22 protein-coding genes are annotated in these 26,419 nt (G+C 62.6%); 19 read left to right on the forward strand and 3 right to left on the reverse strand.

Going from position 1 to position 26,419, the window contains the following annotated elements:
* Positions 1-4: 4 nt before the first annotated feature.
* A complete protein-coding gene (locus CGK93_RS02760) occupies positions 5-1,204 on the reverse strand; it encodes a CdaR family transcriptional regulator (RefSeq protein WP_089593500.1) in 1,200 nt (399 codons plus the stop codon).
* A 177-nt stretch (positions 1,205-1,381) separates the two neighbouring features.
* Here CGK93_RS02760 and CGK93_RS02765 point away from each other — a divergent pair, with 177 nt between their 5' ends.
* From CGK93_RS02765 to CGK93_RS02785, 5 genes are all read left to right on the forward strand, one after another.
* Positions 1,382-2,302, forward strand: a complete 921-nt coding sequence (locus CGK93_RS02765) for a substrate-binding periplasmic protein (RefSeq protein WP_089593501.1) — start codon at positions 1,382-1,384, stop codon at positions 2,300-2,302.
* Positions 2,303-2,338: 36 nt separating this feature from the next.
* Positions 2,339-3,097: an amino acid ABC transporter permease gene (locus CGK93_RS02770; RefSeq protein ID WP_089593502.1), complete on the forward strand. Its 759-nt coding sequence runs from the start codon at positions 2,339-2,341 to the stop codon at positions 3,095-3,097.
* Positions 3,094-3,891 carry an amino acid ABC transporter ATP-binding protein gene (locus CGK93_RS02775; protein WP_089593503.1) on the forward strand — a complete coding sequence of 266 codons (798 nt, stop codon included), beginning with the start codon at positions 3,094-3,096 and terminating at the stop codon, positions 3,889-3,891. Before CGK93_RS02770 ends, CGK93_RS02775 begins: the two co-directional genes overlap by 4 nt.
* Positions 3,892-3,981: 90 nt before the next feature.
* Positions 3,982-4,413, forward strand: coding sequence for a RidA family protein (locus CGK93_RS02780; protein WP_089593504.1), 432 nt, complete (start codon positions 3,982-3,984; stop codon positions 4,411-4,413).
* The gene (locus tag CGK93_RS02785; RefSeq protein WP_089593505.1) at positions 4,404-5,672 is read left to right on the forward strand and encodes an FAD-dependent oxidoreductase; all 1,269 of its coding nucleotides are present in this window, start codon (positions 4,404-4,406) and stop codon (positions 5,670-5,672) included. The genes CGK93_RS02780 and CGK93_RS02785 overlap by 10 nt, the downstream gene beginning before the upstream one ends.
* A 6-nt stretch (positions 5,673-5,678) precedes the next feature.
* Here the strand turns inward: CGK93_RS02785 and nadE are convergent, their stop codons facing one another.
* Complete coding sequence (gene nadE / locus CGK93_RS02790; protein ID WP_089593506.1) at positions 5,679-6,500, reverse strand: ammonia-dependent NAD(+) synthetase; 822 nt, start codon at positions 6,498-6,500, stop codon at positions 5,679-5,681.
* Positions 6,501-6,558: 58 nt separating this feature from the next.
* Positions 6,559-7,578: a LacI family DNA-binding transcriptional regulator gene (locus CGK93_RS02795; RefSeq protein WP_089593507.1), complete on the reverse strand. Its 1,020-nt coding sequence runs from the start codon at positions 7,576-7,578 to the stop codon at positions 6,559-6,561.
* Positions 7,579-7,779: 201 nt separating this feature from the next.
* On the opposite strand from CGK93_RS02795, the gene CGK93_RS02800 reads away from it, so the two are divergent.
* From CGK93_RS02800 to chvE, 14 genes are all read left to right on the forward strand, one after another.
* On the forward strand, positions 7,780-8,625 hold the full coding sequence (locus tag CGK93_RS02800) for a sugar phosphate isomerase/epimerase family protein (protein ID WP_232481526.1): 846 nt from the start codon (positions 7,780-7,782) through the stop codon (positions 8,623-8,625).
* Positions 8,626-8,702: 77 nt separating this feature from the next.
* Complete coding sequence (locus tag CGK93_RS02805) at positions 8,703-9,710, forward strand: Gfo/Idh/MocA family protein (protein ID WP_089593508.1); 1,008 nt, start codon at positions 8,703-8,705, stop codon at positions 9,708-9,710.
* Positions 9,711-9,955: 245 nt separating this feature from the next.
* On the forward strand, positions 9,956-11,494 hold the full coding sequence (locus tag CGK93_RS02810) for an ABC transporter substrate-binding protein (RefSeq protein ID WP_089593509.1): 1,539 nt from the start codon (positions 9,956-9,958) through the stop codon (positions 11,492-11,494).
* Positions 11,495-11,500: 6 nt separating this feature from the next.
* Positions 11,501-12,442, forward strand: a complete 942-nt coding sequence (locus CGK93_RS02815; protein WP_089593510.1) for an ABC transporter permease — start codon at positions 11,501-11,503, stop codon at positions 12,440-12,442.
* Positions 12,439-14,325 carry a dipeptide/oligopeptide/nickel ABC transporter permease/ATP-binding protein gene (locus tag CGK93_RS02820; protein ID WP_089593511.1) on the forward strand — a complete coding sequence of 629 codons (1,887 nt, stop codon included), beginning with the start codon at positions 12,439-12,441 and terminating at the stop codon, positions 14,323-14,325. Before CGK93_RS02815 ends, CGK93_RS02820 begins: the two co-directional genes overlap by 4 nt.
* Positions 14,322-15,197 carry an ATP-binding cassette domain-containing protein gene (locus CGK93_RS02825; protein WP_089593512.1) on the forward strand — a complete coding sequence of 292 codons (876 nt, stop codon included), beginning with the start codon at positions 14,322-14,324 and terminating at the stop codon, positions 15,195-15,197. The genes CGK93_RS02820 and CGK93_RS02825 overlap by 4 nt, the downstream gene beginning before the upstream one ends.
* Positions 15,198-15,261: 64 nt before the next feature.
* On the forward strand, positions 15,262-16,146 hold the full coding sequence (locus tag CGK93_RS02830; RefSeq protein WP_232481527.1) for a sugar phosphate isomerase/epimerase family protein: 885 nt from the start codon (positions 15,262-15,264) through the stop codon (positions 16,144-16,146).
* A gap of 18 nt (positions 16,147-16,164) precedes the next feature.
* Complete coding sequence (locus tag CGK93_RS02835; protein ID WP_089593514.1) at positions 16,165-17,331, forward strand: Gfo/Idh/MocA family protein; 1,167 nt, start codon at positions 16,165-16,167, stop codon at positions 17,329-17,331.
* Between the two features lie 77 nt (positions 17,332-17,408).
* A complete protein-coding gene (locus CGK93_RS02840; RefSeq protein WP_089593515.1) occupies positions 17,409-18,455 on the forward strand; it encodes a LacI family DNA-binding transcriptional regulator in 1,047 nt (348 codons plus the stop codon).
* Between the two features lie 108 nt (positions 18,456-18,563).
* A complete protein-coding gene (uxaC, locus tag CGK93_RS02845; protein ID WP_089593516.1) occupies positions 18,564-19,970 on the forward strand; it encodes a glucuronate isomerase in 1,407 nt (468 codons plus the stop codon).
* A 59-nt stretch (positions 19,971-20,029) separates the two neighbouring features.
* The gene (locus tag CGK93_RS02850) at positions 20,030-21,334 is read left to right on the forward strand and encodes a mannitol dehydrogenase family protein (RefSeq protein ID WP_089597138.1); all 1,305 of its coding nucleotides are present in this window, start codon (positions 20,030-20,032) and stop codon (positions 21,332-21,334) included.
* A gap of 35 nt (positions 21,335-21,369) precedes the next feature.
* Positions 21,370-22,599, forward strand: a complete 1,230-nt coding sequence (gene manD / locus CGK93_RS02855) for a D-mannonate dehydratase ManD (protein WP_089593517.1) — start codon at positions 21,370-21,372, stop codon at positions 22,597-22,599.
* Positions 22,589-24,868, forward strand: a complete 2,280-nt coding sequence (locus CGK93_RS02860) for a gluconokinase, GntK/IdnK-type (RefSeq protein ID WP_089593518.1) — start codon at positions 22,589-22,591, stop codon at positions 24,866-24,868. Before manD ends, CGK93_RS02860 begins: the two co-directional genes overlap by 11 nt.
* A gap of 393 nt (positions 24,869-25,261) precedes the next feature.
* Positions 25,262-26,386 (forward strand): multiple monosaccharide ABC transporter substrate-binding protein, encoded by a 1,125-nt coding sequence (gene chvE, locus CGK93_RS02865; protein ID WP_354514047.1) that lies wholly within the window; start codon positions 25,262-25,264, stop codon positions 26,384-26,386.
* Positions 26,387-26,419: the final 33 nt, after the last annotated feature.

The following is a 26,419-nucleotide window of genomic DNA, read 5'->3' on the forward strand; positions in this document are numbered from 1 at the left end:
GCCGTCAGGAATCGGATGGCTCGGCGGCGTCGAACTCGTTGGTCTTGCACGCCAGATACAACGCCAGGTAGGCCACGGCTGTTCGTGTGGTCCAGCCTTGGAGATGCTCGATCCTCTCCAGCCGATGAATAAGCGTGTTCCGATGGATATGAAGGCGGCGCGCAGCACCCACCAAGGAAAAGCCGCTTTCGCACCAGGCAATCACGGTGCTGCGAACGGTGTTCCAATCGCCCGCGGCCATAAGTGGCTCGGCCACGGCCGCTGTGTAGCGCTGCCTGGCACGCAGGCCGATGCCTGACAGCAACTGTTCCATGCGTACTTCATCGATGGTGGTGACGCTGCGGCGGGTGATCCGGCGACCCAGATGAAGGGCATCGGCTGCGTCTTCGTAGGCGGTGCGCATTTGGGTGGGGCCGGCCCCTTCGGTTCCGATGCCGATTTCGACGTCGGAGCCTAAGTGCGTGCGGAACTGCTCGACGCAATGACGGGCTTGGGACAGGATTCCGTCCATTCCATCCGGCGTGGGGTGTGCGAAGACGACGTAGCGATTGGCGCTGATGGAGACCGCGATTGTCTGGCGATGCTGAAAGCTCTCACGGAGCAGTACCAGTGCCCGTGGAAGCCACTCCGAAGTAGTGGAAGGAACAGGGGTGCGGCCGGGTGTGTGGACGACGACGGCGACCCGGCTGGCGGTAAGGTCTACGCCTTGGTCGTTCGCTTGGTCCAGCAGGGTTGAATGCCCCGTCACCAAGGGATCGAACGCAAGAATGCTGCGCACCAGGTCTTCCAGCTCACGCTCGCGTTGAAGGGTGGAGCGCAGCAGGGAAGCTTGATGGAGCAGGATTTCCGTCTGGCGTTCCACCATCAACCCAAAGCGGGTGACCTGGGCCGGGGAACCGGTGATACCCACAGTGCCCACGGCCTGGCCATTGAGCAGGATGGGTAGGGTGACGCCGGGTTTGACGCCCTCCAGCGCCCGGGCTTGGGCAGCCGAGTGGGTGGCCGACAGCCGTGTTCGGATCACCTCCAGGGACGCTTCATGGAAGCTGCCAACTCGGCTCGTATCGCCACTGCCGATAACAGTGCCGTGGGCGTCGGTGATTAGGATGTTGAAGCCCACGATATGGCTGGTGTCACCAGCGATTTGCTGGGCAAGCGCCGGGGTCAGGGGTCCGGAGCCGGTACGGATGGTGGTCGCTGCCATGTCGGGATCGCCTTCGGTTTATTCGTACAACAAATCGGCCTGGAATCGCAGAGAACATGGATGAATAGTCCAATGACTTTCATCACACCCAAGCCTACGGTTGTTACTAAGCGGCGCAAAGCCGAAACAGCAGACGGCGTTCTGCATCAGCATTAAACCCATCGAAAGGCGACCACCATGTTTCGTCGCATCCCCAAACCCCTTCGTACATCCGTCGTCGCTGTCCTTGGCGCCGTGACGTTGGCGCTGACAGCCTGTGGCGGCAACGGCGTCGCCAGTAATTCAGACGCACTGGACACCATCGAACCGGGCAAGCTGAAAGTGGCCATTCAGCCCTATATGCCATACACGGCAATGAAGGACGGCCAGCTGGTTGGCCTTGATGCCGAGATCCTGCAGGCTGCAGCGAAGAAGCTGAACCTCACTATCGAACCCCAGGTCACCGATTTCAACGGCATGCTTGGAGGTGTACAAAGCCGCCGCGTTGACATCTCCATCGGGGGAATTGCCTGGACCAAAGAACGTGCGAAGGCCGGCCTGTTCACCGATCCTCCCTACTACTCCCCGCCGGCGATGGCCGTCCAGGGCGACAAGGACGTCAAAACCCTTGCAGACCTCCGCGGCAAGAACCTGGGCACCGTTACGGGCTACGTTTGGGTGAAGTCGATCAAGGCGGTTCCAGAGGCCAAGCTCAATGCCTACCCTGACGCCAATGGGCTGTTCGCCGACGTCGGCTCCGGACGGGTTGACGTAGGTTTCGTGGACCCCTTGCTCATTTCCTATACCCAGGCGCAGCGCCCTGATCTAGGCATGCAGACCAAGTACCTGACGCCGCCCACGGACGAAGAAGTGCAAAAATCTCCGGACCTGGCCTATTTCCAGCCGTACATGACCAGCTTCTACGTGCCAAGGGAGGCACCGAAGCTGGAGAAGGCCGTCTCCGGAGTGATTCGCGAAATGTACGCCAACGGGGAGCTTGCGAGCCTGATCACCAAATACGGTGGCGACCCGGACCAGTACCTGAAGCCGTCGCCGTCCATGACAGCGGATCGGCGGGCCGAGGACCGCCCGGCCGACTGGACGGCTCCGTCGAACTGAACCGCCCGGTACCCATTCCAAAGGACAGGAACAATCATGAACCCCGCACCCGGCCTGTTTCAGGTGCCATGGCAGGAATACGTGCCAGCACTTGCCGATGGTCTGCTGAGGTCCCTTGGCTACACCGCAGCCGGCTTCGCCGGCGCAGTGGTGATTGGACTCGGCGTCGCACTCCTGCGCATCAGTTCCCGTCGGCTGCTCCGGATTCCGGCTGCCGTCTACACGGAACTGTTCAAGAACATCCCCCTGCTGGCCATCATTTTCATTACTTACTTCGGCTTGGCTTCCATCGGTATCCGTCTGGATGCATTCCAAGCGGGCACTCTTAGCCTGGTGATCTTCTACGGAGCATACCTTTCGGAGATTTTCCGGGCTGCCCTCCTCGGAGTCCACCCCGGACAGCGGGAAGCAGGCCAAGCCCTGGGCCTTGGGCCCACGGTGACCTTCACTGGCATCATCTTCCCGCAGGCACTCCGGCTCGCATTGCCCGGAACCGGCACCATGCTGGTGGACCTTTTGAAGTCCACCTCCCTGCTGGTGGTGATTTCGGCAGCGGAGCTCATGTCCCAGGCGCAGCTGATCGCCAGCGAAACGTTCCGCGCCCTTGAGGTCTACATCGTCATTTCCGCGATCTACTTTGTGGTCTGCTACCCGCTCTCGCAATTGGTCCTCAGGCTCGAACGGCGCGTGCAAGCAGGCGCCCCCTTGTCCCTCCGCCGGTACCGCAGATTGGCTCAGGCACGCGCCCTCTTGGCAGCAGCGGAAACCACGTCATACTCGGAGGTAAAGCCATGACGATCGGAAGAATTGAAACCAAAGGTCAAACGGTGAACAACGCCCGTCCGGTGGTCGAGATCAAATCCCTGGTGAAGTCGTTCTCGGGCCGCGTCGTGCTGGACAACGTGGACTTTACGGTCGAGCCAGGCAACATTGTCAGCATCATCGGCCGAAGCGGCGGTGGCAAGACCACCTTGATGCGATGCATCAACCTCCTTGAGCAACCCGATTCAGGCACCATAACGTTGCAGGGTGAGCCGGTGTTCGCAGGGAGGAAGACGGTCTGCAAGGATCTGGCCAAGCTGAGGCAGCGGGTTGGGATGGTCTTCCAACGCTTCTACCTTTTTCCCCACCTGACAGCCGTGGAGAATGTCATGTTGGCCCAAATGAAGGGGCTTAAGATCCCTGAGAAGAAAGCCCTCCACACTGCGCTGGAGTTGCTCGCCGAAGTGGGCCTGTCGCACCGGGCCCTGGCATTTCCGGAACAGATGTCCGGAGGCGAACAGCAGAGGGTTGCGATTGCCCGGGCATTGGCCCTGGGTCCCAGCCTCCTCCTGTTCGACGAGCCGACATCCGCGCTCGACCCCGAATCCACCCGGGACGTGCTGGCCGTCATGCGCCGCTTGGCCCAGTCCGGTATGACCATGGTCATCGTCACGCACGAGGTGCCCTTTGCCAGGGAGATCTCCGACCAAATCGTCTTCATAGATGGCGGCCACATCATCGAACAAGGTCCTCCGTCCGAGGTCATCGATAATCCGCGCGAAGAACGCACCAAGGCATTCCTCCGCTCCTACAACTCGGACAGCTAAGTTCCACTCCCGCACCGGCGGCGTCCATTTGGCCTGATTCGCCTTTTCCGCTTCACGCTCCTACGCGCCCAATTTCCTTGAAAGAGAACCATGACTTCACTTCATAGCCCCGGCCGGACGGTTGACGTCGACGGCATCACAACCCCGGATTCGCCCTATCCATCGGCCACACGGGCAGGGGATACCGTCTACGTATCGGGTCAGGTTTCGTTTGGCGACGGCGGATCCGTCGTAGGTGAAGGCGACATCGAGGCTCAGACCCGGTGTTCCCTGGAGAGGCTTGGCAAGGTCCTGTCCACCTACGGCGCCAGCCTTGGCGACGTGGTTTCCTGCACGGTCTATCTCCGGGACGCCGCGCTCGCGGAGGCATTCAACAGGACCTGGGTCTCTGTCTTCGCCGGACATCGACCGTCCAGGGCCACGGTTGTTGCCGAGTTGCTGGACCCGCGGCTCCTTGTGGAAGTGCAGGCAACAGCCTGTTTGCCGCAGGGCGGACCTGACCGGGCGGAGGCATGGAAATGAAACTCCTGGTGGTCGGCGCTGGCATCATTGGTGTCACAACGGCCTACGAGTTGGCTCGGCGCGGACACGACGTTGAAGTAGTGGACAGGGAGGCCGCTGAAACACTCGCCACCAGCGACGCGACGGCGGGCCTGATCGCGCCGGGGCACTCCTTCGCCTGGGCCTCGCCGTCCGCACCCAAGGAATTGCTGAAATCAATCTTCAGCGCAGATACCTCGATCCGGGTAAAGCCGCGCCTCGACGCTGAGCTTGTGTCGTGGGGGCTGAAGTTCCTGCGTGAATGCACCGGCCCACGGGCACATCGAAACACCCTGGCAAAGCTGCGCCTCGCCCAGCGGAGCCAACAGCTCTTCAACGCGATGATCGCAGGAAAGGGCATGGACTTCCGGCCTTCAACCGGCGGCGTCCTCTATCTCTATCGCGACGCGGATGCCTTGGAACGGGCGATGGCGCATGGCAGCATCATGCGGGAGAACGGCCAGGCACAGCGGATCGTGTCCCGGGAGGAGCTGCTCCAGCTCGAGCCAGCCCTGGCCAACAGCCACGTCAGGTTCATCGGTGCTGTCCATGATGAAACTGATGCAACGGGAAATCCCGCCATATTTGCCGCGGAGGTCCGAAAGCTGTGTGAGGAGTTGGGGGTGCGCTTCACGTTCGACACGGCCATAGTGGGGATCCGATCAGACAGTTCACCGGCCGGTGTTCCCCGGGTGGCAGCGCTCAGGAGCAGCCAAGGTGAGCTTGTCGCTGACCGGTTCATCCTTGCAGGTGGCCCGGAGAGCGCGCGCCTGGCCAGAACTGCCGGTGTCCGCCTCCCCGTTTATCCGGCGAAAGGCTACAGCCTCACCGCTCCCATCAATGAAGGAGCCCCCGCCCCCGGCTTGGGCGGCATTGACGAGAGGTCGTTGGTGGCATGGTCAAGGTTTGGGGATCATTTGAGGATGTCCGCTACGGCAGAGTTCGCCGGTTACTCGCAGCAGTACGCCCGGAAGGACTTTGCAAACATCCTCAAAGCAGGGAAGGAACTCTTCCCCGGGGTGCTGGACCTCAGCAGGGCTACCTACAAAGTGGGGCTAAGGCCCATGACTCCGGACGGACCGCCCATCATTGGCCGGGCAGGCGAAAGCAACCTCTACATCAACACCGGTCACGGGCACCTCGGGTGGACCATGGCCTGCGGGTCCGCAGAGATGCTGGCGGACCTGATCGACGGCAAACCTACGGTGCTCGCGGCCGAGCCTTACGCCGTTGGCCGCTAGGTCAGGTTATTTCCACCACGTATCAAAGATCGTGACCGGAACCGTGCGCTTGTGGCGCGTGCGGAGGTACTTCTGCTCGATGAGCTCGGCGGCGTCCTGGGGGATGTCGCGGCCTTCGAGGTAGTCGTCGATCTGGTCGTAGGTGATGCCGAGCTCGTCCTCGTCGGTGCGCCCGGGCTTGTTATCCAGGAGGTCGGCGGTGGGAACCTTCTCCCAGACCCGTGAAGGTGCGCCGAGTTCGGCCAGGAGGGTGCGGTTCTGGCGTTTGTTCAGGCCGAACAGCGGCAGGATGTCCGCGCCGCCGTCGCCGAACTTCGTGAAGAAGCCCGTCACTGACTCTGCGCCATGGTCAGTGCCGATCACCAGGTAGTTGTGTTCGCCGGCCAGTGCATACTGGGCGATCATGCGCGCGCGGGCTTTGGTGTTGCCCTTATGGAAATCGGAGATCGGGGCGCCCGTGGTCTTCTCGAATTCGTCCTCGAAACCATCCACGGCCTGGGAGATGTTGTAGGTCCACTCGGTCTTGGCCTTGATGAAGTCGAGGGCCGCCTGCGCGTCGTCTTCATCATGCTGGATGCCGTAGGGGAGTCGGACGGCGACGAAGTTCGCTTCTACGCCCTCGGCGTCGAGCTCTTCCACGGCCAATTGGGCCAAGCGGCCGGCAAGGGAGGAATCTATGCCGCCGGAGATGCCAAGAACGAATCCCTTGGTGTGCGTCGCCTTCAGGTAATCCTTCAGGAAATCGACGCGCTTGCGGACCTCCTCTGCAGGGTTGATCCGGGGCTGGACGCCCATTTCTTCAATGATCTTTTCCTGGAGTTCGCGCATGGTCCAACACTAGTCAGCCCGGTCACGCAGGCTCAACCATATTGCGCCGCGATTCGGGCTAAGCGGAAGGAGCCGGACCCGTTGAACCGCGGACTGTGAGATGCGTGGGCATGACCGAGCGATTCCGGTTCCCGCCGCCGGCGAGCGGGTTCAATTGGGCCAGCAACATGGACACGGCCACCCTGCCGGCCTGCTCGATGGGAGAACTCATGGTGGTCAGGGGAGGGTTGCAAAAATCCGCGCCAAAGATGTCGTCACAGCCCACGATGCTCATGTCTTCGGGCACCCGGAGGCCCCGTTCGCGGAGTCGTTGCAGCATCCCGATGGCGATGAGGTCATTGAAGACGATGCACGCCGTGACTCCGCTGTGGACGGCAGCATCCGCAGCAGCAGCGCCGGATTGGGTTTTGGGTGCGAAGGGGCCAAGGCGGCGGACCTCAACTCCGCGTTCCTCCGCGGCTGCTGACAGTGCGGCCCAGCGCCGGGCACTGGACTGCGAAACGGCGGGACCGGAAACGTAGGCAACGGACGTGTGGCCCCATGAAATCAGGTGGTCCAGGGCCTGCGGCATGGCTGAGGGGGTGTCGATGATGACTGCGGGGACGCCATCGACGTCGCGGTTTACAGTGACCATGGGCATCAGGGCGGCGGCAGCGGCCAGTGCTTCATCGTTGAGGCGGGACGCTGCCACAATCACGCCGTCGGCGCTTTTGCGCAGCTGCTCCAGCGTGCTGGCCTCCACCTCGTCCGATTCTTCGGTATCCACCAGCAACTGCGTGTAGCCGGCTGCCTTAAGCTGCAGCTGGGTGCCCCGGATGAGGTCGAAGTAGAACGGGTTGGTGATGTCCGGAACCAGGACGCCAACAGCGCCGGTCTTCCCTGAGCTCAAGGCTTTCGCCTGCGAGTTGGGCGTGTAATTAAGCTCGACGGCGGCAGCCTGGATCCGCTCGCGGGTGCGGATATTGACGCGCTCCGGGTTGGCAAGGGCCCTTGAAACTGTGGACGCCGCGACGCCGCACAGCGCGGCGATGTCGTGGATGGTGGCAGGCCGGCCTGTTGCCATGGGTTGCGTCGCCATGGGCGTTCCTCTCTGAACGACAAAATCATCCGGCTGTGACCACTGCCACACCGTGGGTCAAGAATGCCACACGATGGCAGCGAATGGCAATCGGTTGTCAAAATGGTGCCAAGATGGCTAAACTCGTGGGGACAAGACACTCCTGTGAACTGCGTCACCGTGCTTCGGCCGGTGGCGTCGCAGGGCTACCTAGGAGAATTCGTGACCCACCCCCAAGCCGTGTGGAGCCTGTCCGGTTTCGGCGACGAAGTAGATCCAGATCCCGCCATCCAAGCCGCCGTGCTCCTGGCCCTCGGCGCCAGCCACCTTGAAGTCCGCAGCGCCTGGGGCACCAACGTGTCCGAACTGGAGCCTGAAGCTGTCCAGCGACTGAAAGCGATCCTCGACGACAAGGGCCTCAAAGTCTCCGCTGTAGCCAGCCCCATTGGCAAGGTGGATGTCAGCCTGCCGGTGGAGCATGAGCTCGCGCGGCTCCGCCAGATCATCTCGGTAGCGAAAGCCCTGGATACCAAGTACGTGCGCATCTTCTCCTTCTACCGGGGCGAGGATCAGGGCCAGGATGAGATTCGGGATGCCGTGATGGAGCGCATGACGGCCTTGGCCTCTGAGGCAGCCGCCAGTGACGTGATCCTGCTTCACGAAAACGAGAAGGGCATCTACGGAGACACCCCTGAGCGTGTCCTGGACATCATGGAAACGGTGAACTCCCCGGCACTGCGCGTCGCCTGGGACAACGCCAACTTTGTCCAGGTAGGCGTCAAGCCGTACACCGAGGGCTACGCCTTGCTGCGACCGTACCTTGAGTACTTGCAGGTGAAGGACGCGATCGCCACCACTGGCGAGGTTGTTCCTTCGGGCGAAGGCGACGGCGAACTGGATGCCACCATCGCGGCACTGGCCGCCGACGGGTACAAGGGCTTCGCGTCGCTGGAGCCACACCTTGCCAGCGCCCACGAACTGGGCGGTTACTCCGGCCCAGTGGCTTTCGGCATCGCAGCCAGGGCCTTCGCCGGCCTCGCAAGCAAAAACGGCGTCACGCTCGCCTGATCCGGGCAAAGCAGCGCCCAGTACCACCAGCACTGAGCATCACCATCCGGCAGCATCATCCTTCGAAGGAGCAGGACATGCCAACAGCGGCAGTCATCGGTTGCGGCGACATCTCAACCGTTCATTTTGAGGCACTATCTGCGGTGGGGGACGCGGAGTTGGTGGCAGTGTGCGATACCGACCCGGAAAGGTTGGCAGCGGCGGCAGCCGCCCACGGCGTCCCCGGCTACGCGGACTACCTGGACATGCTCCAGAAGGTGCGTCCCGACGTCGTGCATGTTTGTACGCCGCACCACCTTCATGCCTCCGTGGCCGCTGACTGCCTTGAGTGGGGCGTCCATGTGATCGTCGAGAAGCCGCTGGCCCACACGTTGGAAGAGGGGCAACGCCTGATTGAGGTGGCGGAGCGGAGTACGGCAAAGATCGGCGTTTGTTTTCAGAACCGGTACAACGCGACGTCGCAAGCAATGCATGAACTGCTCGACGGCGGCACATTGGGTCAGGTGATCGGCGCCTCGGCGACTGTCATGTGGCACCGGGACGGCAGCTATTACGAAAGCCGTCCGTGGCGTGGAACCTGGGCCGAGGGCGGAGGCGGTCTGATGATGAACCAGGCCATCCATACCGTGGACCTGCTGCAGTGGCTGGTGGGTGATGTTGCCAAAGTGGAGGGCCACGCGTCCACCCGTTCGTTGGGTGGCGTGATTGAGGTGGAAGACACTGCGGAGTTTGTTGCCGAGCATGTCAACGGTGCCCGCAGCGTTTTCTACGCAACCCTGGCCAATGCCGTCAATGCTCCGGTGACGCTGGACATCGTCACCGAGAAGGCGACCCTCAGCCTGCGGGGCGATCTCACGGTGACCTATGCCGATGGGGCCGTCGACGTCGTCCAGGAGCGGGTGGCGGAAACCGGGGGCAGATCCTACTGGGGAGTTTCCCATCAGTTGTTGATCGCGGACTTCTACGCCACGTTGGCCCATCCCGGACCTTTCTGGATCAACCCTGCCGAGGCGGGCAAGTCCTTGGGGATCATCAAGGACATTTACGCGCAAAGCTACCCGGACATGCTTGAGCGGGTGGGCTGAACCATCCGTGCAATCGTTGGGCGAAGGGCCGGAAACCTCAGGGATTCCGGCTGTTTTCGCGTGACGGGTCCGTGTCTCCAGGCGTCTCATCCCGGCGCTTGGCAACAATTTAAGAAACTTTTGACAATCGGTTGCCAAGATCGAACAAAGTCCGTACTGTAAATCTCACACCCAGAAAAGTGTGGTGCAGGCCACACGCCCCAAGCTCTGACTCGCATCAGGCAAAGACTCAGTAGGAGCCGACAATGAAGTTAGGTCCCAAGGCGGCAGCAGCCGCCATCGTCCTCAGCGCATCCCTGGCGCTTACCGCATGTGGCGGCGGAGGTGCCGGCGCTGGAACTGGTTCGACTGCCGGCAGCAAGACCGTCACGGCCCTGACGTTGGGCACCCTGAGGGACCTCACCTCCTGGGATCCGGCACAGGCCCACGTGGGCCACGCGCTCCAGCCCTACCAAGCAGCCTACGATTCACTGATCCTCCGCGAACCGGACGGCAAGCTCAGCCCCATGCTGGCAACCGCCTGGAAGTACAACGAGACCAACACCAAGCTCACCGTGGACCTCCGCACGGACGTCACCTTCAGTGACGGTGCCAAGTTCGACGCCACGGCAGCCAAGGCCAACATGGACCACTTCAAGAAGGCCAATGGCCCGCAGATGGGTCAGCTTGCCTCCGTATCCGACATTGCCGTGGTGGACGCTGACACCATTGACATCAACCTCAGCGCACCGGAACCGGCCCTTGAGTACTTCCTCAGCCAGGCTGCGGGCCTGATGGGAAGCCCGGCCGCACTGGGAACCGACGCCATCAAGACCGTCCCGGTAGGCTCCGGCCCCTACGTGATGGACAAGGCCGCCTCCGTGAAGGATTCCCAGTCCGTGTTCACTGCCCGTGAAGGTTACTGGAATAAGGATCTCCAGAAGTTCAAGAAGCTGACGCTCAAGATCCTCCTGGACCCCACCGCCCGCACCAACGCGCTGGTGTCCGGCCAGATTGACGCCACGCTGCTGGACCCCAAGAACGGGAAGCAGGCCGAGGGCGCCAAGATGAAGCTCCAAACCAACCAGGTTGACTGGTCCGGATTGCTGCTCCTTGATCGGGACGGCACCAAGAACCCGGCCCTGGCCAACCTCAAGGTCCGCCAGGCCATCAACCACGCCTTTGACCGCAAGACCATCCTGGATCAAGTCATGCTGGGCCAGGGCACTCCCACCACGCAGCCGTTCGGCAAGGACAGCGGAGCCTGGACCGAGGAGCTGGAGAACTACTACAGCTACGATCCCGAGAAAGCCAAGCAGCTCCTGAAGGATTCCGGCTTTGAAGGCAAGGTCAGCTTCGAGGTTCCCACCCTTCCCGGCGCGGAAACCCTGATCTCCGTCCTCAAGCAGCAGCTCGCTGATGTGGGCATCACCCTGAACCCGGGCGCGGCCATCACCAACACCTTCACCTCGGACGTTGCCGCCCAGAAGTACCCGGCACTCTTCTTCAACCTCTTCCAGGGGCAGCCGACAGTGGCAATCGACCAGATCGTCTCCACCAAAGCCCTCTATAACCCGTTCAAGACCACCACCCCTGAGCTTGAGGCCAAGATCGCGGCCGTGCGCACCGGTGGTACGGATGCCGGCAAGCTGGCCCAGGAAGTCAACAAATACGTGGTGGAACAGGCTTGGTTCGCTCCGCTGTTCCGCGTGAACCAGATGTACTACCACAACGACAAAGTGAACGTCACACCGCAGGTCCAGCAGGCCGTTCCGTCCATCTACAACTACTCGCCCGCCAAGTAGGACCCCATGATCAAGTTCATTGCGAAAAGACTGGGCAGCGGTCTGGTGGTGTTGTTCGTCGTCTCGGTCCTCACCTTCACCCTGCTGTACACCTCCAGCGGAAGTATTGCCCAGAACATCCTGGGGGATCAGGCAACACCTGAACAGGTGGCCCTGAAGGAACAGGAACTGGGACTCGACCAACCGCTCTTTGTCCGCTACTTCGCCTGGTTGGGCGATGCCCTGACCGGCAACCTGGGAGCATCCTGGTTCACCTCGGAGCCGGTGGCCAGCTCCCTGGCCACCCGCATCCCGGTGACCATGACCATGGTCTTCACCGCAATGATCCTGATCGCCATCTGCGCAGCACTGATCGGTGTTGCCGCAGCCGTCAAGCGCGGCTGGGTGGACAGGGTGGTCCAGATTGGCGCGATCGTGGGGGACTCCATCCCCGGCTACGTGATCGGCGTGTTCCTGGTGACCATCCTGGCCATCCAGCTCGGCTTATTCCCCGCCACCAGCACCATCTCCCCGGAGGTGGGGCCAGAGGCCTGGGTCTACTCCATGACCCTTCCGGTCATTGCACTGCTGATCAACGGCGTAACCGGCGGCGCGCAGCAGATCCGGTCCGCCGTGATCAAGCAGCTTGAGCGTGACTACGTCAGGACGCTGCGCAGCCGAGGCATCGGAGAGCGTGAAATCCTCTTCAAGCACGTGCTGCGCAGCGCCGCACCGGCAGGCCTCACCGTCTTGAGCCTGCAACTGATCGGCATGCTGGGCGGTGTGGTGATCATCGAGCAGATCTTCGCCCTCCCGGGAATGGGTCCGCTGGCCGTCGCCGCTACCACCCAAACCGATCTTCCCGTCGTCATGGGAGTGGTGATGTACACCGTGGTGGTGGTCATCGTCGTGAACCTCCTGGTGGACATCCTCAATGGCTGGCTCAACCCGAAAGTACGTGTGTCATGAGCGATTCCGTAGATTCAGCAGCAGTATCGGCAGACTCCATGGGCCTCGCAGCGAAGCCCGAGGCCGGCCAGAGCGGCACGGTGGTCCGTTCCACCGTCCTGCGCCGACTCCTGAAGAACCCCATGGGCATCGCCTCGCTGGTGATCCTGCTGACCATCGCTGCGCTGGCCATCCTCGCCCCGGTGATCGCGCCTTTCGAAGAGAACTTCGCCAACATTTCCAAGACCTTGGCCGCCCCGGACTCAGTCAACATCCTGGGCACTGACAGCGCAGGACGCGATACCTGGAGCCGCCTGCTCTTCGGCGCCCAGCTGACCTTGTTGTCCGCGTTGCTGTGTGCCGGCGTGGCCATTGCCATCGGACTCCCGGCAGGCCTGATCGCCGGCTACTATGCGGGCAAATTCGAAGCCGTCTCCAACTGGGTAGTCAGCATCCTCATGAGCCTGCCCGGCCTGATCGTCCTCCTCACCATCCGCGCAGCTTTCGGCCCGTCGGTATGGATCTCCATGATCGCGTTTGGTGTCCTGATCAGCCCGGCGTACTTCCGGCTGACCCGCACCGCCGTGCAGTCGGTCCGGAACGAACTCTACGTTGACGCCGCCCGGGTCTCCGGCTTGTCTGACCTGAGCATCATCGCCCGCCACATCTTCTCCGTGGTCCGCGCACCGATCATCATCCAGACCGCGGCCATCGCAGGTGTTGCCATCGCCATCCAGTCCGGACTCGAATTCCTGGGCCTGGGCGATCCCACTAAGGCAACGTGGGGGGTCATGCTCTCCGAAGGCTTCAAGAACGTCTACCTCACGCCCACCCTGCTGCTCTGGCCGGCACTGGCCATGGCACTCACCATCGGCGGACTGGTCCTCCTGGGCAACGCCATCCGCGACGCCCTGGAAGACGGCGAAAAAATCAAGCACCGCAAGAAGCGTGCCATTGCTTCAGCGGAACGCACGACGACGGACCCCGCCAAGGCGCGACAGTCACGGAAGTCTGTGGCCGCCGTCGACGTCGGAACCGAGCACCACCTGGTCAAGGTGACCAACCTCGGCGTCGGCTATCCGCAGGCTGACGGTACCGTCAAAAAGGTCGTGGACGACGTCTCTTTCCACGTGGACCGCGGCGAAATCCTGGGCATCGTTGGCGAATCGGGTTCGGGCAAGTCCCAGACCGCGTTCTCCATCCTTGGCCTGCTGCCGGATAACGCACGGATTGTTGGCGGTTCCATCCAGTTCGATGGCAACTACACGGTTGCCCCTGGCGAGGACCTCGTCAACCAGGAACGGCTGTCCAAGCTGCGCGGCAAGCGGATCTCTTACATTCCGCAGGAACCCATGAGCAACCTGGACCCGGCCTTCACCATTGGCTACCAACTGGTCACACCCATGGTCCGTGTCCTGGGAATCTCCAAAGCAGAAGCCCGCCAGCGTGCACTCAAGCTGCTCACCGACGTCGGCATTGCCAACCCGGAGCGAACCTTCAACGCTTACCCGCACGAGGTTTCCGGTGGCATGGCCCAGCGCGTACTCATCGCCGGCGCCATCAGCTGTGAACCGGACCTGGTGATCGCTGACGAACCCACCACGGCGCTGGATGTCACCGTCCAAGCGGACGTGCTGGACCTGCTGCGCGAGCTGCAGCAGCGCCTGAACATCGGCGTGATCCTGGTGACCCACAACTTCGGAGTTGTTGCCGATCTGTGCGACCGCGTGGCCGTGATGCAGAACGGGCGGCTGGTGGAAGAAGGCACCGTCCGCGAGATCCTCCGGAACCCGAAAGAGCCGTACACGCAGACCCTGCTCGGGTCCATGCTCGAAGGAAAGACCCCCATGACCATGCTGGTATCGAAGCCTGGATCAGCAGCGCAGAAGGAGCCTGTCGCATGAGTGCCACAGATAAGTCACCGCTCCTGTCGGTAGAAAACCTGGTGGTGGAGTACCCCAGCAAGCGGTTCCGGGCCAAGCCTTTCCGGGCGTTGACGGACATCAACATCACCATCGGCCAGGGCGAAACCCTTGGCTTGGTGGGGGAGTCCGGCTCAGGCAAGACCACCCTTGGCCGTGCCGTCCTGGGCCTGGCACCGGTTACCTCTGGAAAGGTGATCTTCGAAGGCAACGACATCAGCCACGCGTCCCGCAAGGAACGCCGCACGCTGAGCCGCGACCTCCAAGTGGTGTTCCAGGACCCCTACACCTCGCTGAATCCGGCGCTGGAAATCGGCGACATCCTGGCCGAACCACTGGGGGTGCAAGGCATGGCACCTGCTGCAGCCAAGAAACGTGTCAAGGAATTGCTGGACCAAGTAGGCCTGCCAACCGACGCCATTCACCGCCTTCCCCGCGAGTTCAGCGGCGGCCAGCGGCAGCGCGTTGCGATCGCCCGGGCTCTTGCCCTGTCCCCGAAGTTGATTGTCTGCGACGAACCCGTCAGCGCATTGGACCTGTCCACCCAAGCCCGCGTGCTGGATCTCTTCCTGCAGATCCAAAAGGACACCGGCGTTTCGTACCTGTTCGTTTCCCACGACCTCGACGTCGTCCGGCATATCAGCCACCGCGTCGCCGTCATGTACCACGGCGAAATCGTGGAGCAAGGCCCCGCCGAGGTGGTCACCCGCGATCCCGAACACCCCTACACGCAGCGGCTTTTGCTCGCCTCGCCCGTGCCCGATCCGGACCGGCAGGAACAACGCCGGGCAGACCGGCACCGCTTGCTCGCCAACCAACACAGCCAAATCGAACAGCAAGGTGCGGTGGCCTGAACAGCCCTGCACCCCCATCACACATCCCAGGGTCCGGAAGGGCCCGGAAACCCCGGAGGAAAAAGTGGCCACAATAGGCGTCCAAGCCATGATGCTGAAGGACAGTTTTGCCGACGTCGGAGCGTTCGAAACGCTCCGCAAGGTCAGCGCGATCGGCTATAACGCCGTCGAAATTTCCCAAATCCCCATGACTCCGGAGAACGTGGGTGAACTGGACCGCTCCCGCACGGAGCTCGGCATGGACATTGCAGCGCTTTCGGTCAATATCGAAGGCCGCAAGGGCATGCCCGTGGAATCACTGGCGGACAACTTCGACAAGATTGTGGACGACGCCAAGCGCTTGGACTCTTCCTTGCTGCGCATCGGGATGCTTCCGTTCGGGGCCATGAGGTCCTTGGACTCGGTGGTTGAATTCGCCAAGCAGGCCAACGGCTACGCTGAACGCCTCCAGGAGCACGGCATCAGCCTGTACTACCACAACCATCACATTGAGTTCGCGAAATTTGACGGCAAGTACATGCTGGACATCATCGCTGGGAACTCACCGGCCATGGGCATGGAAATCGACGTCCACTGGGTCCAGCGCGGTGGCTTGGACCCTGTCCGCACCGTCGAAAAATACGCGGGCAAGACTGCCATGGTGCACCTCAAGGACTACAGGATCGGTCAACTGCCGGAATCGTCCTTCGGGCTCCTGGAGAAGGGCGATTTTCCCGGCTTCATGGCCGAGTTCCGCAACGTGGTGCAGTTCGCCGAAGTGGGAGAGGGCAACCTGGACTTCCCGTCCATCGTTCCTGCCGCCGTGGCCGCGGGTGCCAGGTACCTCTTGGTGGAGCAGGACGAGCTCTATGGGCGGACCGTATGGGATGCGCTCCAGACCTCATACGACAACCTGGTGGCCATGGGCCACGCCGACCTTTTCCAGAATTCAACAAGTTTCAGTTCTTAGACACGGGAGATTGCAGTCATGAGCAAGAAAGTACGCCTCGGCATCATCGGCCTGGGCCAGCAGGGCGGCGCTTACGCCAGGTTCATCGCCGACGGCCTCGTGCCGAACATGGAGATCGCCGCCATCTGCGACATCGATCCCGCCAAGAAGGAGCTTGCCGCGTCCCAGTACCCGGATGTCCCGTTCTTCGAGGATTACATCGCGATGCTGGAGAGCGGTTCCGTGGACGCGATCGTCACCTGCGTGCCGCATTTCCTGCACCCGGAGATGGGCATCGAGACACTCAAGCGCAATATCCACGCGTTGGTGGAGAAGCCCGCCGGCGTCTACACCAAGCAGGTCAAGGAGCTTAACGAGTTCGCGGCCTCCAAGCCGGAGCTCTCCTTCGGCATCATGTTCAACCAGCGCAACAACCCGCTGTATAAGAAGCTCAAGGAAATCGTCGATAACGGCGAGATTGGCAGCATCCGGCGTACCAACTGGATCATCACCAACTGGTGGCGTCCCCAGGGCTACTACAACTCCAGCGAATGGCGCGCCACCTGGGGCGGCGAAGGCGGCGGCGTCCTGGTCAACCAGGCACCGCACCAGCTGGACCTCTGGCAGTGGATCTGCGGCGTCCCCAAGTCCGTGTACTCGAAGGTGGCGTTCGGCTTCCGCCGCGATATCGCCGTCGAGGATGAGGTCACCGCGGTAGTGGATTACGGCAACGGCGCCACTGGCGTTTTCGTGACGGCCACCCACGACATCGTGGGAACGGACCGGTTCGAAATCCTGGGCGACCAGGGCAAGATCGTGGTGGAGGGCAGCAAGGTTGCCACCGTCACCCGCTTGGTCAAACCGGAACGGGACATCAGCGATTCGATGGGCATGGACGATGTCCGCAAGCTCTTCATGGGCCAGCTGAACCGCGACGAGCTATACACCAGCGAGGTCATCGAATTCGAGTCCGTGTGGGGCGGCCAGCACGCAGGTGTCCTGGAGAACTTCGCTGCCAACATCCTGGACGGTACGCCTCTGCTGGCCCCGGGGTCCGATGGCATCAACGGTGTCCGCCTGGCCAACGCCATCCACCTCTCAGCCTGGACCGGCAAGGAAGTATCGCTGGACTTTGATGAGGACGAATTCCTGCACGAGTTGAACAAGCGCATCGCGGAAGAGGGCAAGTTCCCCGAGCGTTCCTGACAAAGCGCGAAACGGGCCGGTTGCTGATTTATTTGGCAACCGGCCTTTTTTGTTGCCATGCGGTCTACGATGGAGCGGTGACTGACGTGACGAGCACTGGAACAGCAACCACCCCCACCAAACGAGGCCGGGGGGATAAGTCGTCTGCCACGATTTACGACATCGCGAAGCTGGCGGGCGTGAATCCCTCCACTGTGTCCCGCGCGCTGAGCAAGCCCGGCCGCGTTAGCGCCAAGACGCAGAAGATCATTGAGGATGCGGCTGCGGAGCTGAACTATCAGGTCAACCCCTTCGCGCGGGCCTTGCCCACCGGCCGCACCCAGACCATCGGCTTGATCGTTGCGGACATCACCAACCCCACGTTCTTCGACATCATCCGCGGCGCCGAAACCACCGGCTCAGCCCGCGATTACACTCTGGTTTTGGCGGAATCCGCGGAGTCGCCGGAGACGGAAGTCACCGCCGCCCGGCGCCTGCTGAGCACCGTGGACGGACTCATCCTGGCCAGCCCCCGCATGGACGATGACCACATCCGCGCCCTGGCCGCTGACAAACCCGTGGCCGTCATCAACCGCGAGATCCAAGGCGTGCCGTGCGTTGTTCCCGACGTCAACAAGGGCATCAGCGAAGCCGTGCGCAGCCTGGCCGCCAATGGCCACGAAAAGCTCGCTTACGTCGCCGGCCCCCAGCAGTCCTGGATGACGGCCCGCCGTTGGGAAGGCGTCAAAGCCGCCGCCGAATGGTCCAAGCTCAGCGCGGTGCGCCTCGAGTCGTCCAAACCAACGGTCGACGGCGGCCGGCAGGTTGCGCGCGACGTCCTGGAGAGCGGGGCGACGGCGGTGATCACCTACAACGACCTCCTGGCCATTGGCTTGATGCAGGAACTGCAGGCCGGCGGCATGCGCGTCCCGGACCAGATCAGCATTGTTGGCTTTGACGACATCTTCGGCGCCGATTTCACTACTCCCGCATTGACCACAGTGCGCTCGCCGTTGGGGGAGTGCGGCACCCGTGCCGTGACCATCCTGCTGGACATGCTCCAAGGCCAGGAGGCCCCGGGCGAAGCTGTCCGGGTGGAGACGGAACTCGTGGTGCGCGGCTCCAGTGGGCGGCTGTTGGTTTAGCCCCACCTGAGGAGCGCCATTGGCCGTGATGGACGGCCACTCAGCAACTAGTTGGCAATTTTTGGCAACCGGTTGACAAAAGTTGGACCGGACCGCCAAGATTGACCTATGTCACAGTCCATCGCAGCACACCCTGACAGGCTCCTGCCCGCAGATCCCGGGACGCGCGGCATCGCGCGGTCCTTGCTGGAGCGCGTCCAGGACCTGCCCATCATTTCCCCGCACGGCCACGTTGACGCCGCAGTCATCGAGCAGAACACCCCGTTCCCCGATCCCGCAGCGCTCCTGGTCAGCCCGGACCACTACGTCACCCGCCTGATCCACGCCAACGGAGTTCCGATGGATCAGTTGCTGGTCGGCGCCGCGTCCGCGCCGGAGTCCCGGGAGATCTGGCGACAGTTCGTTGAAGCCTGGCCCCTGTTCGAGGGCACGGCCTCCGGGTATTGGCTGCGCACCCAGTTCAACGATGTGTTCAAGCTCGGAGCCGACCTCAGTGAGCTGTCCGCAGATGCAAGTTACGACGCTATTGCTGCCAAGTTGATGGAACCGGACTTCCGCCCGCGGCAGCTCTTCAAGGACTTCAACATCGAGGTCCTCGCCACCACGGATGATCCGCTGGACACTCTGGCCAGCCACAAGGCACTCACCGAAGATCCGAGCTTCAACGGCCGCGTCGTACCCACGTTCCGCCCGGACGCCTACCTGAATGTGGCCCACCCCAGCTGGAGTGCCAACGTCGATCGGCTCATCCAGACCGCGGCTGACGGCGCCACTGGCTACGCCGGCTACATCGCGGCCCTGGAAAACCGGCGTCGTTATTTCGTGGAGCATGGCGCGGTATCGGCGGACCATGGCGTCCGCACCCCGGCAACCCTCAAGCTTGACCCCCGGGAAGCGGAGGCCCTCTTTGAGAAAGCGCGCGCCGGCAGTGCAACTGCGGAAGACCGCGACGCGTTCGAGGCCCACATGATGTACCAGATGGCCCGGATGTCCGTGGAAGACGGATTGGTCATGACCATCCACCCGGGCTCCTACCGGAACCACCACGGTCCCACGTTCGAGTCCTTTGGCGCGGATACCGGTCACGACATTCCTTTCGCCGTGAACTACACCGAGGCCATCCGTCCGTTGCTGCAGGACTTCGGCACGGCCAAGGATTTCCATCTGGTGCTCTTCACGCTGGACGAGACAGTGTTTTCCCGCGAACTCGCGCCGCTGGCCGGTTTCTACCCGTCCGTGTACATCGGCGCCCCGTGGTGGTTCCTGGATGCGCCCGACGCCATGTTGCGCTTCCGCTCCGCGGTGACAGAAACCGCCGGCTTCTCGCGGTCCTCCGGCTTCATCGATGACACCCGCGCCTTCTGCTCCATTCCCGCACGGCATGACGCCTCCCGCAGGATCGAAGCGTCCTTCCTCGCGCGCCTTGTAGCCGAGCACCGCGTCACGGAAGACCGCGCGCACGAGCTGATTCTCGACGTCGTCGATTCCTCGCCACGCAGGGTGTTCAAGCTGTGAGCGCCGCACTGCCGCGTCTCAACCGCGAGTCCCGGCCTGCCGTTAATGCGCCGGTCCGCATGGTGCACCTGGGCCTGGGGGCCTTCCACCGTTCGCATCAGGCCTGGTACACGCAGCACGCCGGCGACGCGGGGGAGTGGGGCATCGCCTCCTTCACCGGACGCCGACCGGACGCCGCCGATGTCCTCGCCGCGCAGGACGGTCTGTTTACCGTGGTGGAGCGATCCGATGCCGGCGACTCCTTCGAGGTAGTGGGCAGCATCGTCGAAGCGGTGGATGGCGCCAATGTCGGCCGGCTGGTTGAACTGGTCGCCGCGCCGCAGACCGCCGTGGTCACCCTGACCATCACCGAAGCGGCGTACGGCCCCGGTGCCGACGACGCCCCGCTGCTGTCCGGTCAGGAACCCACGACGCCGTTGGGCCGATTGGTCTCGGGTCTCGCCGCGCGTAAGGATGCCGACGCCGGTCCGCTGGCGGTAGTGTCGTGCGACAACCTCTCGGACAACGGAAGCGTCGCCCGGGATGGCGTGCTGGGTATTGCCAGAGGGTTCGACGGCGGCCTGGCCGCCTGGATCGAGGCGAACGTGAGCTTCGTGAGCACGTCCGTTGACCGGATTACGCCCCGAACAACTGCGGATGACGTTGCCCTGGTGAGTGAAAAGTGCGGCTACCGGGACGACGCTCCCGTGGTCACCGAACCTTTCCGCAACTGGGTACTGAGCGGAGACTTCCCTGCAGGCCGTCCGCGGTGGGAGGACGCCGGGGCTGTCTTTGTGGACGACATTGCGCCCTATGAAAACCGCAAGCTCTGGCTTCTCAATGGTGCGCACTCCATCCTGGCCTACGCCGGGCAACTGCGTGGGCACTCCACGGTGGCCGAAGCCCTGGCCGATCCGGTATGCCTGCGAGCTGTTGAAGATTTCTGGGACGAAGCGTCCAGGCACCTTACCGGTGACGATCTGGGCATTCCCGACTACAGGGAGGCGCTCCTGGAGCGCTTTGGCAACTCCCGGATTGCACACCACTTGGCCCAGATCGCCGTGGACGCCAGCACCAAGCTGCGCATGCGGGCCGTCCCCGTACTCCGCGCCGAACGCGCATCAGGGCGAACCGGTGAAGCTGCAGCCAGGATGATCGCCGTCTGGGCTGCTTACGTGGAGTCGAACCCCGGCCTTCAGGACCCCCGCGCTTCGGAGGTGGAGCAGGCCAACCAGCTTTCCAGCCTTGACCGCATTGCTGCCCTGATGTCGCTGCTGGATGCCGGGCTTGCGGGGGAGCCCCCGGTAGTGGAGCTGGTCCATCGGCTCGGCAAAGCGTTTGTACCACAGGCGCAACCGGTTGCCATAAGCGGTAATCCAACCTAACCCTTCACCCCAGCCACATCCCGAAAGGAAAAGCTGTGAAAATCATTGCCGCTGAAGTCTTTGTGACCAGCCCGTCCCGCAACTTCGTCACCTTGCGCATCACCACGGAGGACGGTGTGACGGGCATCGGAGACGCCACCCTCAACGGCCGGGAACTCGCGGTAGCTGCGTACCTCAAGGAACACGTTGCGCAGCTCCTGATCGGCAAGGATCCGCACAGGATCGAGGACACGTGGCAGTTCCTGTACCGCAGCTCGTACTGGCGCCGCGGGCCCGTCACCATGGCGGCCATTGCCGCCGTCGACATGGCACTGTGGGACATCAAGGGCAAGGTTGCCGGCCTGCCGGTGTATCAGCTGCTGGGCGGCGCTTCCCGTAACGGGCTGCGCGCCTACGGCCACGCATCCGGCGCTGACATTCCGTCGCTGTTCGACTCTGTTCGCGAACACCTGGAGCTGGGCTACAAGTCCATCCGCATCCAGACCGCGGTCCCTGGCATCAAAGCCGTCTACGGTGTTGCCGCGCAAGCCCAGGCCTCGGGCGAACGGTACGACTACGAGCCCGCCGGCCGTGGCAACTTCCCGTTGGAAGAAGACTGGGACACCCGCGCCTACTTGCGCCACCTGCCCACCGTTTTTGAGGCAGTGCGCAACGAGTTCGGCCCGGAAATCCCGTTGCTGCATGATGGCCACCACCGCATGACGCCCATCCAGGCGGCCAAGCTTGGCAAGGCCCTGGAACCGTACGACCTCTTCTGGTTGGAGGACTGCACCCCGGCCGAGAACCAGGAAGGGCTGCGCCTGGTCCGCCAGCACACCACCACCCCGCTGGCCATCGGCGAAATCTTCAACACCGTGTATGACTTCCAGACCCTCATCAAGGAACAGCTGATCGATTACGTCCGCGCAGCCTCCACCCACTTCGGCGGCATCTCCCCGTTGAAGAAGGTCATGGACTTCGCCGCGCAGTACCAGATCAAGTCCGGCTTCCACGGCCCCACGGACATCTCCCCGGTGGGCTTCGCCGCCCAGTTGCACGTCGGCCTGGCCATCCACAACTACGGGATCCAGGAATACATGCAGCACTCTGACAAGACCAACGAGGTCTTCCAGCAGTCCATGACCTTCAAGGACGGCTACCTGCACCCCGGCGACAACCCCGGCATCGGCGTCGAGTTCAACGAGGAAGCCGCCGCCGCGTTCCCGTACCAGCAGGCCTACTTGCCGTACAACCGCCTCGTGGACGGCACTGTCCATGACTGGTAAACCTGTTTCCTTTGCAAGCGGGCGCGGCCACCACATCGTAGTGATGGGCGTGGCCGGCTGCGGCAAGAGCACCGTTGGTGCCGCCCTCGCCGAACGCCTCGGTGCTGGATTCCTCGACGGCGATTCGCTGCATTCCCAAGCGAACATCGACAAGATGGCCGCAGGTACTCCGCTGAACGACGACGACCGCGCACCCTGGCTGGCTGAAATCGGCAGGCGGTTCCCGGCGTCGAACTCTGCTCTTGTCATCGCGTGCAGCGCGCTCAAGCGCTCGTACCGCGACATCATCCGCAGCGCCGACCCATCCGTGGTGTTCGTGCACCTGCACGGCACCCGTGAGTTGCTGAATGCCCGTGTGAGTGCCCGTCCCGGGCATTTCATGCCGGCCTCGCTGCTGGAGTCGCAACTGGCTGCGTTGGAACCGCTCGAGGACGACGAAGCCGGGATCGACGTGGACATCGCATCGCCCGTGGAGGACATCGTGAATGACGTACATGCCGCGCTGACAGGCCAGTCCGCAGGGTCTGCCGGGCCGCACTTGGTGGATTTGGCAGCGGCTCCCTACAACCTGGATGACGCCGCGGTGGAGTGGGTGGAGAGCACCATTGGCTCCATGACGCTGGAAGAGAAGATCGGCCAGCTGTTCATCAATCACAACAACGATTACTCCCCGGCATATCTCGACGGCGTGCTGGAGAACTTCCACGTGGGCGGTATGCGGTACCGGCCGGGGCCCTCTTCTGCCGTGCAGGAACACATCCGTTACGCCCAGTCCAAAACCCGGATTCCGCTGCTGATCGCGTCCAATCCGGAGATGGGTGGCGCCGGCAGTTGCGACGACGGCACGTTCGTTTCTACGCACCTGCAGGCGGGCTCGCATCCGGACAAGGCCATTGCGCGGCAAATGGGCCAGGTGGCCGGCGTCGAAACTGCCGCGCTGGGCTGCAACTGGGCGTTCGCGCCGATCGTGGACATTCACTACAACTGGCGCAACACGGTCATTTCCACGCGGGCTTTCGGCAACACCCCGGAGATTGTGGTGGAGCGGGCCAAGGAGTACTTCGACGGCATCAGTGAATCACCCACCGTCTGTGCCATGAAGCACTTCCCGGGGGACGGGATTGATGAGCGCGATCAGCACGTAGTGACCTCGTACAACACCCTTGGCTACGAGGAGTGGAACGCCAGTTACGGGCACGTGTACCGCGAGATGATCGGGCATGGCGTGCAGTCCATTATGGTTGGCCACATCGGCGCTCCCGAGGTTTCCCGGCATTTCCGGCCAGGCTTGTCGGACGCTGAAATCCTCCCTGCGACGCTGGCGCCTGAGCTGTTGCAGGATCTGCTGCGTGGCGAACTCGGTTTCAACGGGCTGGTCCTGACGGATGCGTCCCTGATGGTGGGTCTGACGCAGGCCATGAAACGGCGCGACCTTGTACCTGCGACCATCGCGGCCGGCTGCGACATGTTCCTGTTCTTCCGGAACCTCGAAGAAGACTTCGGGTACATGCTGGATGGTTACAAGTCCGGGGTCATCGGCGAGGAGCGTTTGCAGGATGCCCTGCGGCGGATCCTTGGGCTCAAGGCGAGCCTCGGGCTGCATATGCGCCAGGAATTGGTGCCCCCGGTTGAGGCACTCGCTGTGATCGGCAGTGAGGCCCACCGTGCCATCGCTGCGGACGTTGCTGACAAAACCGTCACGCTGGTGAAGGACACCGCCCGCAACCTGCCCATCACCCCTCAGACGCATCCGCGGATCCGTCTCTACGGCATCTCGGGCGGTGCCGACTTCACGCGCGCCGATCCTCTGGCCTACCTGGACGCCGTCCGCGAAGAACTGGAAACCGCAGGATTTGAGGTCAGCGTCTTCAGGACCGCTGAGCAGCGCGAAGCCGAGGGGGAGGCCGGCATGAACTTCATGCGGGTCCTGTCCGAGGAAGCCACCGGCGACTATGCGGAGCGTTACGACGCCGCCTTCGTCTTCGCGAATGTGAAGGGTTTCGCGCAGGAGGCCTCAATCCGGATCAAGTGGTCCTCGCCCATGGCCGCCGAGATCCCGTGGTACGCCACGGAGGTTCCCACAGTGTTCGTCTCCTTGAACCAGCCGAACCACTTGATCGACGTGCCCATGGTCAAGACCGCCATTCACGCACACGCGGCAACGCGCGAGGCCATTCGCGCCACGATCCACAAGATCCAGGGCAAGTCCGGGTTCCAGGGGACGTTCAACCAGAACGTGTTCTGCGATTCGTTCGACACCCGCCTCTGATTTCCCTGTTCCCAGCAGGGAAGAGTTCCTCGCGGCCATCACGCCAGGAGCGATCGTAGCCCGGTACCGCCCACAAAGCGGTGCCGGGCTTTTTCCTGTCCTCCGGATGCTTGGCCCTGCCGTCCGGGACGTTCAACCCGGGTGAAGCCGCCAATTGTGAACGCTAACAACGTTTCAAGTCAAGAGTTCCGGGGGTGGCCCGAGTCTGCAATCAATTCGTGATCCACGGCACTTGACCGACGGTATTGTTAGCGTTCACAATGGCATTCGCATCACTTTTCACCGGCATGTGCCGCCCCCAGCACACAGGCCACCCAGCTTTACCGTGCCGGACGCGCAGATGCTCCGGCTGCATCAGAGTTCGCGGCAATGCTGCCGCGGAAGGAGAGCATCGTGAGATTGAAAAAACTCCTGGGCGCCGTAGCGGTTGTCCTGACCTTGACCGTGGGAGCCACGGGCTGCGGAAGCCGTGGAGGCACTGCGGAGTCCACCAGCAGCGCGAACCCCAGCGATTCCCTGGTGGGCATTTCGATGCCCACCCAGACCTCCGAACGCTGGATCGCAGATGGCGCCAACGTGGAGAAGTCGCTGAAGGACCTCGGCTACAAGACGGACCTCCAGTTCGCCAACGACGACATTCCTACGCAGGTTTCCCAAATTGAGAACATGCTGACCAAGGGCGCAAAGGCCCTGATCATCGCGGCCATCGATGGCACCACCCTGACCGACGTCCTGGCCAAAGCCAAGGAGCAGAACGTCAAGGTCATCGCCTATGACCGCCTCATCAACGGGACGCCGAACGTGGACTACTACACCACCTTCGACAACTACACCGTGGGGGTCCAGCAGGCCACTTCGTTGCTGACCGGGCTTGGCCTGGTTGACGCCAGCGGCAAGAAGGTAGAGGGCAAGGGCCCGTTCAACGTGGAGCTTTTCGCGGGAAGTCCGGACGACAACAACGCCAACTTCTTCTGGACCGGCGCCATGGACACCCTCAAGCCATACATGGATGCCGGCACCCTGAAGGTCCCCAGCGGCCAGACCAAGTTTGAGCAGGCAGCCATCCTCCGCTGGCAGGCACCCGTAGCCCAGAAGCGCATGGAAGACATCCTTACCTCGGCCTACAGCTCCGGCACCAAGCTGGACGGCGTCCTGTCCCCGTATGACGGTCTCTCCATCGGTATCATTTCCGCCCTGACCAGCACCGGCGGCTACTCCACCGGAAGCCTTCCCGTGGTCACCGGACAGGATGCAGAAAAGGGCTCCGTGAAGTCCATCGTCGCAGGCGAGCAGTACTCCACGATCTTCAAGGACACCCGCCAGCTCGGCGCGCAGGCCGTGAAGATGGTGGACGCTGTCCTCAAGGGCACCGAGCCGGAAACCAATGACACCAAGACCTACAACAACAAGGTCAAGGTTGTTCCGGCCTTCCTCCTGAAGTCCGTCATCATCACCAAGGACAACTTCCAGAAGGAACTCATCGACTCGGGCTACTACAAGGAATCCGACGTCAAGTAACTAGTTCCCGGTCTGTGGTCCCGCCGCCTGTGC

The organism is Arthrobacter sp. YN (assembly GCF_002224285.1).
GTDB lineage: Bacteria > Actinomycetota > Actinomycetes > Actinomycetales > Micrococcaceae > Arthrobacter.

Coding starts and splice junctions, on each gene's coding strand:
- CGK93_RS02760 (WP_089593500.1), bottom strand. CDS start 1,204: ATGGCAGCGACCACCATCCGTACCGGCTCCGGACCCCTGACCCCGGCG.
- CGK93_RS02765 (WP_089593501.1), top strand. CDS start 1,382: ATGTTTCGTCGCATCCCCAAACCCCTTCGTACATCCGTCGTCGCTGTC.
- CGK93_RS02770 (WP_089593502.1), top strand. CDS start 2,339: ATGAACCCCGCACCCGGCCTGTTTCAGGTGCCATGGCAGGAATACGTG.
- CGK93_RS02775 (WP_089593503.1), top strand. CDS start 3,094: ATGACGATCGGAAGAATTGAAACCAAAGGTCAAACGGTGAACAACGCC.
- CGK93_RS02780 (WP_089593504.1), top strand. CDS start 3,982: ATGACTTCACTTCATAGCCCCGGCCGGACGGTTGACGTCGACGGCATC.
- CGK93_RS02785 (WP_089593505.1), top strand. CDS start 4,404: ATGGAAATGAAACTCCTGGTGGTCGGCGCTGGCATCATTGGTGTCACA.
- nadE (WP_089593506.1), bottom strand. CDS start 6,500: ATGCGCGAACTCCAGGAAAAGATCATTGAAGAAATGGGCGTCCAGCCC.
- CGK93_RS02795 (WP_089593507.1), bottom strand. CDS start 7,578: ATGGCGACGCAACCCATGGCAACAGGCCGGCCTGCCACCATCCACGAC.
- CGK93_RS02805 (WP_089593508.1), top strand. CDS start 8,703: ATGCCAACAGCGGCAGTCATCGGTTGCGGCGACATCTCAACCGTTCAT.
- CGK93_RS02810 (WP_089593509.1), top strand. CDS start 9,956: ATGAAGTTAGGTCCCAAGGCGGCAGCAGCCGCCATCGTCCTCAGCGCA.
- CGK93_RS02815 (WP_089593510.1), top strand. CDS start 11,501: ATGATCAAGTTCATTGCGAAAAGACTGGGCAGCGGTCTGGTGGTGTTG.
- CGK93_RS02820 (WP_089593511.1), top strand. CDS start 12,439: ATGAGCGATTCCGTAGATTCAGCAGCAGTATCGGCAGACTCCATGGGC.
- CGK93_RS02825 (WP_089593512.1), top strand. CDS start 14,322: ATGAGTGCCACAGATAAGTCACCGCTCCTGTCGGTAGAAAACCTGGTG.
- CGK93_RS02835 (WP_089593514.1), top strand. CDS start 16,165: ATGAGCAAGAAAGTACGCCTCGGCATCATCGGCCTGGGCCAGCAGGGC.
- uxaC (WP_089593516.1), top strand. CDS start 18,564: ATGTCACAGTCCATCGCAGCACACCCTGACAGGCTCCTGCCCGCAGAT.
- CGK93_RS02850 (WP_089597138.1), top strand. CDS start 20,030: ATGGTGCACCTGGGCCTGGGGGCCTTCCACCGTTCGCATCAGGCCTGG.
- CGK93_RS02860 (WP_089593518.1), top strand. CDS start 22,589: ATGACTGGTAAACCTGTTTCCTTTGCAAGCGGGCGCGGCCACCACATC.